The 13,398-nt window shown below is 69.1% G+C and carries 13 protein-coding genes and 2 pseudogenes; 5 read left to right on the forward strand and 10 right to left on the reverse strand.

Annotated features, from left to right (window positions below; genetic code table 11):
- Positions 1-556: 556 nt before the first annotated feature.
- Entirely contained in the window at positions 557-1,489 is a 933-nt protein-coding gene (locus tag ACFYRX_RS33040) for an aldo/keto reductase family oxidoreductase (RefSeq protein WP_389107713.1), read from the forward strand.
- Here the strand turns inward: ACFYRX_RS33040 and ACFYRX_RS33045 are convergent.
- From ACFYRX_RS33045 to ACFYRX_RS33075, 7 genes and pseudogenes are all read right to left on the reverse strand, one after another.
- Positions 1,486-2,550 (reverse strand): hypothetical protein, encoded by a 1,065-nt coding sequence (locus tag ACFYRX_RS33045; RefSeq protein ID WP_389107716.1) that lies wholly within the window; start codon positions 2,548-2,550, stop codon positions 1,486-1,488. The two genes, ACFYRX_RS33040 and ACFYRX_RS33045, sit on opposite strands and share 4 nt — an antisense overlap.
- Positions 2,551-2,661: 111 nt before the next feature.
- Complete coding sequence (locus ACFYRX_RS33050; protein WP_389107719.1) at positions 2,662-3,120, reverse strand: MarR family winged helix-turn-helix transcriptional regulator; 459 nt, start codon at positions 3,118-3,120, stop codon at positions 2,662-2,664.
- 51 nt (positions 3,121-3,171) lie between these two features.
- The gene (locus ACFYRX_RS33055) at positions 3,172-3,753 is read right to left on the reverse strand and encodes an ATP-binding cassette domain-containing protein (protein WP_389108122.1); all 582 of its coding nucleotides are present in this window, start codon (positions 3,751-3,753) and stop codon (positions 3,172-3,174) included.
- 2 nt (positions 3,754-3,755) lie between these two features.
- Positions 3,756-4,280, reverse strand: a complete 525-nt coding sequence (locus ACFYRX_RS33060; RefSeq protein ID WP_389108125.1) for a cytochrome d ubiquinol oxidase subunit II — start codon at positions 4,278-4,280, stop codon at positions 3,756-3,758.
- 148 nt (positions 4,281-4,428) lie between these two features.
- A pseudogene (locus ACFYRX_RS33065) lies at positions 4,429-5,481 on the reverse strand (cytochrome ubiquinol oxidase subunit I); the annotation flags it as partial.
- The gene (locus ACFYRX_RS33070) at positions 5,478-5,813 is read right to left on the reverse strand and encodes a sigma factor-like helix-turn-helix DNA-binding protein (protein ID WP_389107722.1); all 336 of its coding nucleotides are present in this window, start codon (positions 5,811-5,813) and stop codon (positions 5,478-5,480) included. The pseudogene ACFYRX_RS33065 and the gene ACFYRX_RS33070, both read right to left, overlap by 4 nt.
- Before the next feature lie 86 nt (positions 5,814-5,899).
- The gene (locus ACFYRX_RS33075) at positions 5,900-7,357 is read right to left on the reverse strand and encodes an MFS transporter (RefSeq protein ID WP_389107725.1); all 1,458 of its coding nucleotides are present in this window, start codon (positions 7,355-7,357) and stop codon (positions 5,900-5,902) included.
- 137 nt (positions 7,358-7,494) lie between these two features.
- Here ACFYRX_RS33075 and ACFYRX_RS33080 point away from each other — a divergent pair, with 137 nt between their 5' ends.
- On the forward strand, positions 7,495-8,022 hold the full coding sequence (locus ACFYRX_RS33080; RefSeq protein WP_389107728.1) for a hypothetical protein: 528 nt from the start codon (positions 7,495-7,497) through the stop codon (positions 8,020-8,022).
- A gap of 168 nt (positions 8,023-8,190) precedes the next feature.
- The gene (locus ACFYRX_RS33085) at positions 8,191-9,243 is read left to right on the forward strand and encodes a hypothetical protein (RefSeq protein WP_389107731.1); all 1,053 of its coding nucleotides are present in this window, start codon (positions 8,191-8,193) and stop codon (positions 9,241-9,243) included.
- 198 nt (positions 9,244-9,441) lie between these two features.
- On the opposite strand, the gene ACFYRX_RS33090 is transcribed toward ACFYRX_RS33085, so the two are convergent.
- The 3 genes from ACFYRX_RS33090 to tap form a co-directional block, all read right to left on the reverse strand.
- A complete protein-coding gene (locus ACFYRX_RS33090; RefSeq protein ID WP_389107733.1) occupies positions 9,442-9,672 on the reverse strand; it encodes a hypothetical protein in 231 nt (76 codons plus the stop codon).
- A 165-nt stretch (positions 9,673-9,837) separates the two neighbouring features.
- Positions 9,838-10,398 (reverse strand): telomere-protecting terminal protein Tpg, encoded by a 561-nt coding sequence (gene tpg / locus ACFYRX_RS33095; protein WP_389107736.1) that lies wholly within the window; start codon positions 10,396-10,398, stop codon positions 9,838-9,840.
- A 3-nt stretch (positions 10,399-10,401) separates the two neighbouring features.
- Positions 10,402-12,528: a telomere-associated protein Tap gene (gene tap / locus ACFYRX_RS33100; protein ID WP_389107739.1), complete on the reverse strand. Its 2,127-nt coding sequence runs from the start codon at positions 12,526-12,528 to the stop codon at positions 10,402-10,404.
- Positions 12,529-12,750: 222 nt separating this feature from the next.
- Here tap and ACFYRX_RS33105 point away from each other — a divergent pair, with 222 nt between their 5' ends.
- Complete coding sequence (locus tag ACFYRX_RS33105; protein WP_389107741.1) at positions 12,751-13,101, forward strand: VOC family protein; 351 nt, start codon at positions 12,751-12,753, stop codon at positions 13,099-13,101.
- Between the two features lie 101 nt (positions 13,102-13,202).
- Positions 13,203-13,394 (forward strand): annotated as a pseudogene (locus ACFYRX_RS33110) (ParA family protein); the annotation flags it as partial.
- Positions 13,395-13,398 lie beyond the last annotated feature (4 nt).

The raw sequence follows: 13,398 nt of genomic DNA on the forward strand, positions 1-13,398 counted from the left end.
GGAGGAAACTCGTGCAGCTCCCATCCTGGGCGACCGGACCGTCCGCGCGACCTGCCCCAACGACCTGCTCGGCGTTGATGCGATCGGCCCCTGCCGGTTCCACTGTCCGACCCCGCCGTACCGGTGGGGGGAATACGGGAGTTGCTCGATGAGGGTGTCGTCATGATGGCCGGCATCTCAAGCGCCGGTATCGCACAAATCGACGTAGCCCGAGAATGGCTCGGCGGGCGGCTCGTGTCGGTGCGGGACCAGCTCTCGCCCGCCTTCCGCTCCAGCCGGGGAGAACTCGAGTGTTGCACCAGGCTCGGCGGTATCGCGAACGCGAAGGGCCTCGCAGAACATCACAACGCGATCCGGCAGGCCGCCGACGAGATGAGCACCAGTGTCCACCGAGTCACGCACGCACGGGAACTCACGCTCGCGGCCATCGTCACTCCGATCCCCGGAGCCCCGCGCTCAGCAAGCATCCGCGCCTCCACGGCCGATCTCGGGCTCACAGCCGACCAGTTCGCATTTCCTTCCGTCCGACACGTTCCAGTCACAGCGAAAGAGTCACATGAAGACTTTCACCCTGCCCGGCACCGACATGGTGGTCCCCAACGTCGTCCTTGGGCTGATGCGCATCCAGGACATGCCCGACGACGCGGTGCGCAAGCTCGTGAACACTGCGCGCGACGCCGGCATCACGTTCCTCGATCACGCCGACATCTACGGCTCGGACTACCACGGTTGCGAGCGTCGGTTCGCTGAAGCAATGAAACTCAGCTCGTCGGAGCGTGAGCAGTTCGTCATTCAGTCCAAGGCCGGCATCGTCAGGGAGGGGCCGTACTTCGACTTCTCCCACGACCACATCATCGAGTCCGTGAACGCTTCACTCCAGGCCCTGGGCACGGACTATCTCGACATCCTGCTGCTGCACCGACCCGACGCCCTTGTCGAGCCGGAGGAAGTGGCCCGCGCCTTCGACGAGTTGTCGGCGGCAGGCAAAGTACGTGCCTTCGGCGTCTCCAACCAGACCCCCCGGCAGCTCGACCTGCTGCGCAAGCACGTGACGCAGCCGATCGTGGCGAACCAGCTGCAGCTGTCGATCACTCACGCCCCGATGATCGCGCAGGGCATCGCCGCGAACATGCAGGACCTCGATCAGTCGGTCGTACGTGACGACGGAATCGTCGACTACTGCCGCCTGCACGACATCACCATTCAGGCGTGGTCGCCCTTCCAGGCCGGATTCTTCGACGGCCCGTTCCTCGGTTCCGAACGCTTCCCCGAGTTGAACGCGGTGATCGACCGGCTGAGCGACAAGTACGGCGTGCCGGCCGAGGCGATCGCAGTCGCCTGGATCACGCGCCATCCCGCGCAGATGCAGGTCGTGCTCGGCACGACCACGCCAGAACGGGTCACGGCCGCCGCACTCGGTTCAGACATCCCGCTCACCCGCTCCGAATGGTACGAGCTGTTCCGCGCTGCCGGATACAAGGTGCCCTAAGCGCATTGCCTTGACTCTGTTGGTGATCTTGCGGGCCAGCAGTTACCAACGAATCCCGGCGCGAACGGTGTTGACTGCGTGGTCGGCATGCCCGAAGGGCACGCCGGCGATGGTGGTGCGGCGGGTGGCGGAATTCGGCGGTGGGCCGCCTGGTTCGGTATCCCCGCCGCGACCGCAGGCGTGGCCAACCGGATGGACAGCCCCAGGGCGCCGACAGCGCGCCACAGGTTCGCCTGATCGTCCGTCGGCGTCACAGCCTCGGTGAGAACGCAGACGGCTTCGAGGTCGCCGACCTGCGCCGAGCGTGCGACGTAGGGTGCGCGTTCCAACGGGCCCGCCCCGCTGCTTCGCAGCGTCTCGTCGGCCCGGGTGTTGGCAGCCAGCCACCAGCCGGGCGGTGCGTCCCGCGACACCACCTCACGGAGCAACGGATGCCGGAACTGCAGCAGTTGACGTAAGTCCGGTCGAGGACGGGGCGGGCTGCCGGTCCGGATGAGATCCATCCTCGCGAGGACGTCAAGCGCATCCAGGGCCGGCCCGGTGGCCAGGCCGGCGACCGGGCCCAGCAGCATGGGGTCGAACGGGTCTCCCAGTACGGCGGCAGCGCGGAGCGCGGTGAGTTCGTCCTCGGTCAGCAGAGCGATCTCGCGGGCCAGAGCAGCCCGCAGGGTGTCCGGCAGGTCGGTGATGCCCTCCGTCGCACCGATGGCGTCGGTGGTGAGCTGGGTCAGTACTTTGAGGTAGAGCGGGTTGCCGCCGCTGACCGTACAGCGCCGTTCGCGCTGGCCGGGCGTGTGTGTGGTACCGAGGAGTCGCTCGCACGCCTGTCGGTCCAGCGGGGACAGCGGGATGCGTTCGATGCGGTAGTCGGCGGCCGCGTGCTGGAAGGATGCCAGCAGTTTTGCCGTCGCCTGCCGGGGACGGTGTCCGCAGGCGAGAATCAGTGCGGTCCTCGGCGGCTGCCGCAGAAGGTAGTGGAGCAGCGCGACAGTGCCCTCGTCTGCCCAGTGCAGGTCGTCGAGACAGAGCAGTACCCCGCGGTCCCCACCGATGGCCGCCATGTCAGATGCGGCAGGAACGGTGGTCGGCTTCCCTGTGGCTCAGGTGGAGCAAGCGTCACGACCGCGACGTACCCCTCGTTCCGCCGCACGGCGGCGGACCGCCTTCACTGTTCAGCGGGCTCCGGTGATGGCCTGAAAGGCGCCGGCCAGTCTGGCGAGGTCGACGCCTTCGAGGCGGTCGAAGAGATGACGGCGGACGCTGGCGACGTGCACCGGCACCGCCTGCTCCAGGCGGGCGCTTCCCGCGTCGGTGAGGACGGCGTTGAAGGAGCGGGCATCCTCGGTGGACTGTTCGCGCGAGACCAGACCGTCGGCCTCCAGACGGCGCACGGTGCGCCCGAGCGCCGAGGCCGACTGCTGGACCAACTCGGCCAGATCACTCAGGCGCATGGTCCGGTCGGGGGCCTCGGACAGGAACATCAGGGTGATGTACTCCGTATGGCTCAGCCCCTGGGTCCGCCTCAGGTCCTCGTCGAAGGCGCGCATCAGTGCGGCCATGGCCGGCCGGAGCGCCCGCATCACGGCCCTCTCCTCGGCGGTGAGCGGAACGGCCTCGCTGCTGTCGGTCATATCTCTACCTTAGCCTGTTTACTTACGTGCACACGCAACGTTTCGTCGCCGTCATGCGTCGAGGCTGACCGTGATCCACGGTGGTGCCGGAGGTTCTGGTGGCGCCGGTGGCTCGTGCATGGCCAGGACCAGTACGGCGTCAGGCAGTCGGCTGCGCAGGGCGGCGAGTACCCGGGCGGCGGTGCCGGCGTCGAGGCCGGTGGTGGGTTCGTCGACGAGCAGAACGTCGGGGCGGGCGGCGAGGGCGCGGGCGAGGTGCAGGCGGCGTTGTTCGCCGCCGGACAGGTCACGTCCGCCGACGCCGACCTTGGTTCCCGGGGTGAGTCCGCCGCGGTCGAGTCCCATGGCGGCGAGGAGTTCCTCGATCTCGTCGTCCGAGGCCCGGGGGTCGGCGAGCCGGATGTTGGTGGCGACGGTGCCGGTGAACACATGGTCGTCCGCCGACACGCTGGTCACCGTGGGCTGCCCGCGGCTACTGGAGGTCTGGCGCAGGGCCGCCGCGACGGCCTCCAGGAGGGTGGTCTTGCCGCTTCCGGAGGCACCCGTGACCAACAGGGTCCGGCCGGCCGGGACCGTGACCTCGATCCGGCTGCCTTGGCGCGTCGGAGCGGCCGGGACCCGGTCCCCGGTCACCGTCAGGCCGCGATGGTCGTAAGTGCCCCGGATGAACGGGACGTTGGGGTGGGAGTCGGTCGACGAGAGCCGCTCCGCGGCTGTGCGGGCCAGCCGAAGTCCGTTCCGGCATACACCCGATCGCTGTCCGTCAGGGTGCCGAGCGTGAAGCCCTGGGCCAGTGCGGCGGCCAGGGAGGCGATGCCGAACGCCCGCTGCCAGCGGGTGCCGGGCGGTGCCTGGGAGACCATCTCCACGGCGACGCCGCGCACGATCAGCGAGAACAGCCTGACGATCAGGGGGAGGTAGGCGTGGGGCAGCACGGTGCCGAACGCGAGGGGAAAGCCCGCCCACAGACTGACGCCCAGCAGGACGAGCCAGGTCTCGTTGCCGTCCCACGCGCGGGCGACGTACTCGATCGTCTCGAACCGGTGCCCGGCGTCGCGCTCGAAGAGGGTGGCGATGCCGATGCCCAGGTCGTAGCCGTCCAGGACGACGTACATCAAGAGGCAGAGCAGGATCAGGACGAACCAGGTGCCGGACATCATCGCGCCTCGATGGTCGTAAGGGGGAGGTCCCGCTCGGGCCCGGTCCGCATCGTCCGCACGATGTAGGCGACGTATGCGCCCAGTATGACCACGGTTGCCGGCCCGACTCGGCGGTGCCCCAGCCGCCGAGGATCGCGATGATGCCGACGGGGGTCGACCACGTCAGGAACCGGTGGAATCGCCGTGCGGTCCACAGCTTGCGGCGCAGGCGCAGGACGGTCGCGTAGAACACGGTGCCGAACATGAGCAGGGCCGCGTAGAACATGGCGCGGAAGCCCCAGAAGACCGCCGCCATGTCGGGTCGGTCGGCCTTCGGTGTGAGATCGAGGCCGGGTGCCGGTGTCCTGCAGGTGAGGTCCTTGGCGATGGCGCTGCCCAGGCAGGGAACGGAGAGTTCGGCGAGGTTGCGCCGCGCCTGCTGGTCGGGGATGGCGAAGATGACGTAACCGGTGTTCGTATTGGACCAGTTGCCCTCCAGCGCTTCCAGCTTGGACAGTTGCCGGGGCAGTTCGGCACCCGCCACATGGTCGCCGAGGAACAGCTGGAGCGGCAGCAGGATCGCCGCGACACCCAGCGCGATGGACACCGATCGGCGGGCGAACGCGTTGGCTCTGCCCTTGATCAGGTAGTGGGCGCCGATGCCCGCGACGAAGAAGGCGGCGGAGATCATCACCGCGGCCAGCATGTGCGGCCATCGCCATACGAACGACGGGTTGAGGATGACGTGCGTCCAGTCGACCGGCTCGAACCGACCGTGCCGGAAAGCGAAGCCGGACGGTGTCTGGAGCCAGGAGTTGGCGGCGATGATCCACGTCGAGGAGAGGACCGTGCCCAGCGACACCATCACCGTCGCGGCGAACATGGTGCCGCGCCGGACGCGCCCGTCGCCGTACAGCAGGACTCCGATGAACCCCGCCTCGACGAAGAACGCGGTGACGACCTCCATACCGATGATCGGGCCGATGACCGGTCCGGTCTCCGCGGCGTAGCCGCCCCAGTCGAGCCCCATCTCGAAGGTGATCACGACACCCGCGACCACACCGATGGCGAACCCGACGGCGAAGATGCGCCGCCAGAAACGGAACATCTGGAGATGGACGGGGTTGCCTGTCCTCCAGTGCGTCCCGTACAGCACGCACAGCAGGACCGACAGTCCGACGGTGATGGCGAACTCCCAGCGGGAGAGGGCGAGCAGACTCACGCCGCCTCCCGGTGTGTGGGAGCGGGCTTCGGTATGAGGCGGTGCTCGCGGGCGCGGTCCTCCAGTACGAAGCCGAGCCGGCCGCGCACCTGGTGGAGCCGGGACAGCACCGAGCCCTCAGGCGTCTGCATGATGCCGGCGATCTCCTGAACGGTGAAGTCTTCGACGTCCGCGAGGTGGACAGCGATCCGGAAGCCTGCGGGGATCGTTCGGAGCGCGGCTTCCACGTCCGTGTCCGGCATCCGGTTCAGGGCTTCGATCCCGGCGGAGCACAGGCGGGTCGGCAGGTGGGGTGCGGCACGTCCCGGTTGCTGGTCCTCGAACTCAGCCATCGAGGCGCACCCGGGCCGACTCCCCTGCGCACGACAGGAGTTGAGGACGGTGACCATGGTTGCTCTTCACTGGATACGGCCTGGGGTCAGGCGTCGGTCACGGGAGCACTGACGGCGCCCGCGGTGAAGCGGGGCAGGGCGGCGGCGCCGAGGGCGAGGAGGGCGACGATGCCGATGTGGACGTACTCCACGGTGGCGAAGGCGTGCGGGACTCCGTGCGGGGCGAGGCTGATGTAAAGGGTGCCGAGGGTGGCGACCCCGAGGGCGAGGCCGCTCTGCTGGAGGGTGATGAGCGCACCGCTGCCGATGCCGCCGAGATGGGTGGGCACGTCGGCGAGGACGCTGCGGAACAGCCCGGCGAACAGCATCGACTGGCCGGCTCCGGCCAGGGCCAGCGGCGCGGCCATGCCCCACAGGCCGACGTGCGGCCAGCCGGTCACGATCACCGCCACCAGCCAGGCCAGACCGGCCAGTTGTACGACGGCTCCCGCGGCCAGTGCGGCCCGGCCGAAGCGGCTGATCAGACGCGGGGCCAGCACGGATCCCGCGAAGAACAGCAGAGCCATGGGGAGGATCGCGAGACCGCCGTGGAGGGCGTCTTCGTGCAGCCCGTCCTGGACGGTCAGGGCGAAGACGAACATGAACGCGCCGAATCCGATGCTGAAGGCCAGCACCATCAGCAGGCCCCGGGACATCGACGGCAGCCGCAGCAGCGACGGCGGCAGCAGCGGCACCTCTCCGCGCTGCTCGGCCCGCTGCTCCACCAGGTAGGTCACGGCGCCGAGGACCACTGCCAGGGCGAGCATCGCCCACGACCACCAGGGCCAGCCCAGCGCATGCCCCTCGGTCAGCGGCACGAGCAGGGCGACGAGCGTGGCGGCGAACAGGACGGTGCCGGGCAGGTCGACGCCGACCGGGTGAGGGGACTTGGTCGCGGGCACGACCCGGGCCGCGACCGCCAGCACGACCAGCCCGATGGGCACGTTGACCAGGAAGATCGGCCGCCAGCCGGTGCCGGCGATGTCCGCGCTGACCAGCAGCCCGCCCACCAGCTGGCCGACCACCGCGGCGATGCCCGAGGTCGCCCCGTACAGGGCCAGGGCGCGCGCCTTGCGCTCGCCGTCCAGGGTGTGGTGGAAGGTCGCCAGCACCTGCGGCACCAGCAGCGCGGCGGTCGCTCCCTGGACGATCCGGGCCGCGATCAGCATGTCGACGTCCGGCGCGAGGCCGCAGGCCAGCGAAGCCAGGACGAAGCCGACGAGGGCACCGAGGAAGAGCCGGTGGCGGCCGTAACGGTCGCCGAGCCTGCCACCGAGGACCAGCAGGGCCGCGTAGGCGACGCCGTATCCGGCGATCACCAGCTGCAACGAGGACGTCGACGCGTGCAGGGAGGTGTCGATGCTGGGCAGGGCGACGTTCGTGATGAAGAAGTCCATGATCGGCAGGAACGCGCCCGCCAGCAGGATCAGCACGCCGAACGGGGGCAGCCCATCGGCGCGGTCCCGGGTGTGATGCCGGGCGGCGTGTATGCGTGTGGTGGTCATGATCAGCCTCTCGGGGCGACAAGTTACTTGCGCAGGTAACCATAAAACTTGCGCGCGTAACTAAACAAGAAGATATTTACTTGCGTACGTAACTTTTACCTTGCGTGCGCCAGCAAGCAACCTGTAGAGCTGTAGACATGACTCACAGCGACGCATCCGGCCCGCTCGTCGTGGCGGTGCCAGCCGTCGGGCGAGAGCGCGGCGAACCGAGAGCGGAGCTGGTGCTCGTACTGGCCCTGCTGACCGCCGTCGGCCCGCCGGCCATCGACATGTACGTGCTGGTCTTCGCCGTCAACTCGGCCGGTCAGCTCGCCACCGACGCCGTCTTCTCCCGACTGGCCTGTCACATACGGATGAACACCCTGCTGACGGCCTCCGTGGCGGTGGCGACGGCGGGAGCGCTCGTCCAGGTCATGATCACGGCCGTCGCGGGCGAGAGCCACGCCGCTTCCTGGGTCACCCAGTTCGTCGTCGTGTCCGCGTTCAGTGCGGTTGTCCCGGCCGCCATCACCTTCGGCCAGTACCTGGGCCGCACCGCGCCGGGCGCGGCATCCGCCCTCCTGGCGGGTTCCAGTTCGCCCTCGGCGTCCTCGCCTCCTCGCTGGTCGGAGTCTTCGGCGAGGTCGGCGCGCTCCCGATGGGCTCGATCATGCTCGGTGCGCTGATCCTCGGCGCGCTCGCTCTCGTCGTCCCGGTCCGCCCCTGGCACTTCCAGGGCGAGGTCACGGCCGCCCGCTGCCCCTCACAGCTTCCGGCGCACCTCACGCTCCAATCCACGATCCAATCCGCGCCGGACATCCCCCGCACGCACACACGAATGAATCGAGATCCCGATGAAGGACAACTCCGAGGCCACCCGCGGCACCACGCGGCGCGGGCTCCTGCGCGGCGCAGCCGTCGGCACCACCGCGCTCGCCGCGACCTCTCTACTGCCCGCCGTCGACGCGTGGGCGGACCCGCGCGAATACGGTGGCTCCGCGTACGACGAGCATGGCGGCTTCCAGTACGTGAAGGGAGTCGACGTACTCCCCGACACCTCCCACGCCACACCGGCCCTCGCCGCCCACATCCGCGGCTATTTCCAGGCCAAGAGCGACAAGAACCTCGACCGGCAGATGTCCTGCTTCTCCCACACCCGGTTCACCTACATCGACGCGATCCTCGGCTGGCACTGGTACGCGTGGCAGGACATGCGCACCGCGCTGGCCGGCTGGTACCCCACCTGGCCGACCAACAGCAGGTCCTACCCCACCCGGCTCCTCGGCGACACCACCAGCGCCATCCTCGTCTTCACCGACACCCCCGGCATGTTCGGCCCCGGCCAGGTCCGCAACTTCGGCGCGGTCAACTTCGGCCACGACGGCAGGATCGAACGCTGGGTCGACTACTGGGACGCCCGCCAGTTCGGCGTGGCCGGCTGGCAGAAGGAGCAGGAACCCCCGGCCCAGTGGCCCACGGACTTCCGCCAGTCCACCGTCGGCGAGACCGCCTCACCCCTGATGCGGCACGTCGCCACCAGCCTCGCGAACGCCCTGCGGACCGGCGACATATCCGCCGCCATGCAGCTGTTCTCCACGGACGCCGTCTACGAGGACGTACCGGCGCACCTCCAGATCACCAGCCGCGCCAGCATCCAGACCTTCCTGACGAAGACCGCCTCGACACTGCCGTACGTCGGCGCCGACACCGGCCTGCGCCACGTCCTGGGCAACGACACCGGCGGAGGCTACGAGTGGACCGCCGCCGGCAGTCCGGTCCCCCGCGGCATCACCGCCCTCGAACTCGACCCCTGGGGCAGGATCGAACGCCTCACCGCCGTCTGGAACGGCGCCTACGCCGACACCGCCATGCTCACCGAACTCGCCGCCAAAGCAATCGAGCAGTAGTACCGGCTGCGCCTTCGTCCGGTCCGGCCGGGCCGCCGCCACGTAGAACCGGGGTCGACCGACCCAGCGCCCGGACCGGTCGCCCCCGATGGCGAAACGCCGTAGTCCCGGCCGACTGTGGCCACCACGCCTCGGGCCGGGTCGGACCAGGCGTACCCATCGATGCCGATGCGGCGCTCAAGGTTCTCGCTGAGCCCGTCAGTCGAAACGGGCCGCGGTGAGGTCGCCGTTCCCGGCCGCGTGGCTCGTGGCGCCGAAGCCGCGGTTTGTCTGCCGGGTGGCCGAAGGGCCGGTCTCCACAGCAGCAGCTCCGGCATCAATGAAGCAACCGAACCAGAGCTGCCACAGCGGTACTGGCGCACCGGCGAAACCCGGCTCGCTCGGGAGCGCGAACTGGGTGATGAGCTGGGTGACCATGAGCCCGGCCACGCGAGGTTTCCGGCCCACAGCCGCGGGCGCAGGCGCCGCGTCGGAGTGCATGACCTCGCACCCACGGCCCGCTGATGACCGCAACGCTGCCCATGTGTCGACTACCGTGCTTCGGCTCACTGCCGGGCGCCGTCGCGCGCAATCGCTCCTCTTGTCAGAAGTTTGTCAGAAGTCGAAATCCATGTAGTCGATGTCGTTGATTGCGACGTCCGAGAGTCCCGGAGCGCGGCCACCGCCGTCCTGGAAATAGATTTCTTTGAATCCTTCGGCGATGATCCCGCGCATCTGCTGGTCGCTGGCGCCCGTATTGCGGGCGTCGAACAGACGGCGGGCGTACTCCGGGGGTAGGTGCACGGTGAGTCGACGGAAGCGTCCGTCGTCGGTCGTGCCGACCGGTGCGGTGTACCCGAACCGGGCCCTCGTCTCCACCGTGATCCCACTGCTGGTGGCGGCCTGCTTCTGCCGGCGCTTGCGTACCTGCGGCTGCCAGCGTGCCCGCACCGCGTTGTCGATCTTCGCGGCGACGTCGGCGCGGGCGTGCTTGCGTGCGCCGCGGCGGTAGCGGTTGACGGAGTCGGCGGTCACCCCCAGCTCCTGCGCGACGGCCTTCGCGCTGCCCATCTGTCTGATCAGGTAGCCGATCTGGCCCTTGAGGGTCTTGGGCGGCTGGCGGGTGAAGGACTCCCGGTCGGCCCGCTCGATCGCGTCGTCGATCTCTCCGGCCACGGCCTACTCTCCTTCGTCCAGAACGGCGTCGCCGCCCTTGATGTGGCGGGCCGGGTTGAGGTCCTTCTCCATCAGGTCGACCGCCCACAGCATCGACTGGACGCCTTCCAGCTTCGCCAGACCCGGCGAGAGGCCGAGGCGGAATCCGCCGGGTTGCGGCTTGCCGCTGGCGGCGTACGGCAGGAAGTCCAGGGGGCTGTCGCCGGGACTGGGGTAGACGACGCAGTCGGACAGCACGGCGAGCGGGTACAGGCCGGTCATCTTGGCCATGTTGCCCAGCTTGCGGTGCATGTTGACCCGGGCCTTGCTGATGACGGCGGCGCGGATGTCGGGACGCCAGGTCGGGCGTTCCAGGGCCGGCCACCTCTCGCCGCTCTTGTATTGCTTGCCCTGCGGGCGTTCGCGGAGCTTGCCCACGCCGCCCTTCACGGTCGCCTTGATGGCGGCGAGCACGGCGGCCATCGCCGGGTCGACCTGCTTGTGCTGCTCCATCGCGGCGAGGAAGGCCCGGTCGTCCAGGTCCTTCGTGACGCCGAGGTCGGCGAGGGTGTCGATGTATGCCGTCTTGAGCCGGTCGTGCCACGGGTCCAGGTAGGCGCCGGTCTCGCGGCGCAGGTACGCCTCGATCGGGTGGACGTCGTAGCCGAGTTCCTGGGCGTAGGCGACAGTGTGTGTCTGGTACCAGGCCGGGCCGGTCGGTCGGATGCCGTCCGGCGTGAACGGCGAGGGCAGGCGCGGGTCCAGGCCGATGTGGGACAGGTCGACCAGCCAGGAGCCGGGGATCTTCGGGTTGAACTTCGGGGCGTGGAAGTGGTCCGGGGCGGAGAGGCCGACGACCAGGCGGGCGGCAGCCGCGAGGAACGCGGTGTTGAGGTCGAGGCCGACCGCGAAGGGCAGCGTGCACTCCTCATCCGTCAGCAGATCGACGTCACGCACCCACTGGTACGCCTCTTCGTTGAGGAATCCGCCGGTCCAGCCGGAGTTCACGACGACGGGGTGTTCGGCCGTGGCCTCCGGCGGTGCCGGGTCCATCGGTTCGGTGCCCAGCGATCCCGGATTGTGGCCGGGCACCCAGTTGCCGGTTGCCGGGTCCTGCACGGCCTTCGTCGGCGGGCGCAGCGCCGTCATCAGCTCCAGACCCGACACGGCCGTCGACCCGCGCGGGGTGATGACCCGGGTCGCGTACACACCCAGGACACGGGCGACGTCGGGTGCCTCCAGGTCCGCAACTCCCGGCCAGGACCGCTCATCGAGGGCGTCCCACGACAGGATCGCCAGCTGCACGCACTGCCGCTCGCGCCCCTGTGCCTTGCGGTAGATCCGCGCCCATGGGCCGAACCCCCGCTGCGTCAACTGCCACTTCGCCTTCACGACCTGCTTGACCACCGGGTGGTCCGCGGGCAGACGCAGGGAACGGCGCTGTTCGTGGCCCTCCAGGTGCTCCGGCAGCCCCAGCTTCACGGCGGCCGCGGCGGTGAGCACGATCAGCGGATCGCTGTCCTTGCCGTATCGGTTGAGTTTCGCGGCACCGAGACCGGACTCGCGCAGTGTCCACTCCACCAGCTGCGGGATGGTGGTCGCCGGGCAGTCGAGCACGATGCCGTCGACGCCGTACGCGGATCCATCGCCGTCCAGTACGGCGAGCGGACCGTGCGGGAACCGTGGGTCGGCTGCGGGCGTCGCGGCCTTCATCGCCACCGGACGGCGCGACGTCACCGGACGCACGGTCGGACGCTGCGTCACGGCCGCGGCTGCGGGAGCCGGGGCCGGGGCCGTCTCCGCGTCGGACGTCCCGGGCTCGGCCGGGCCGGTGAACGTCTGCGGAACCGGCTCCGGCCGGGGCGCGGGAGCCGGGGCAGGCGTGACGGTGGGAGCTCCGTGGGCGGGGTACTTCGCCGCCCATCCGTTCAGCAGCCGCTGGTACGCCTCCAGACGGGGCGACTTCGGCTCGGAGCGGCCGTTCTCGTAGTTCTTGACCGTCTGCGTCGTCGTCTTGAGCGCGGTCGCGAGGCGGGCCTGGGTGATGCCGGCGGCCTCACGCAGCCGGGCTCGCTCTGCCGGGGGCGGCAGCTGTGGCTCCTCTGCCAGCAACGCGTCGATATTCGCGAACAGCTCTTCCTCGGATGCCATATCTGTCCACCTCCATCCCGGCGGACCCTATCAACTTTTACCCTTCCATTTACCCTGTCCTTTAACCCAATCGGGTTCATGGCACGTCGGGCGCCCGGCTCTCCCCCACCATCGACCCGCCACGCGGGTGATTTCGCCGTAAGCACCGGAGTCTGTCCCGACCTTGGCGTGCCAGGATGCCGGGGACACGACCACCAGCACCTCGACGGGCGGGAGCCAGCCATGATCAGCGGTGCGCATGTCATTCTCTACAGCCAGAACGCCGAGGCGGACCGCGCGTTCATCCGTGACGTCCTTGACTTTCCCGGCGTCGACGCGGGCGGCGGCTGGCTCATCTTCAAGCTGCCCCCGGCCGAAGTCGCCGTGCACCCCACCGATGGCCCGCCCCAGCACGAGTTCTACCTGATGTGCGACGACCTCGACTCCCAGCTCGGCGAGTTCCGGGCCAAGGGCGTCGAGATCACCCGCCCGGTCAGCGAACAGCGCTGGGGCAGACTCACCGCGATCCGACTCCCGAGCGGCGCCGAACTTCCGCTGTACGAACCCCTGCACCCTCTCGCCCACGGCCAGTGACTCCATAGGACGTTGCAGGTGAAGGCGTCATGACTGGCCTACTCAAGGCCAATAGTTGACCTAACCAACCAATGTGCCGATGCTGCCCCTGATCATGGGGGTTGGGCGAGAAGGTCGTCTCCAAGCCACCGGGACGGCTCCGGCAGAACTTGAAAATCAGAGCTGCCCAGCACGGCATCGAGATCCAGACCTCCGTCGAACACGGCATCACCCACTGGTGCGCGCCGACTTCAACCTCCGCCACCGACGACACGGCCGACGCCGATTCCTTCTCCACGTTTCTACCACCGGGCTAAT

Origin of the sequence: Streptomyces sp. NPDC005374 (assembly GCF_042872225.1) — a bacterium.
In the GTDB taxonomy this organism is placed as follows: Bacteria; Actinomycetota; Actinomycetes; order Streptomycetales; family Streptomycetaceae; genus Streptomyces.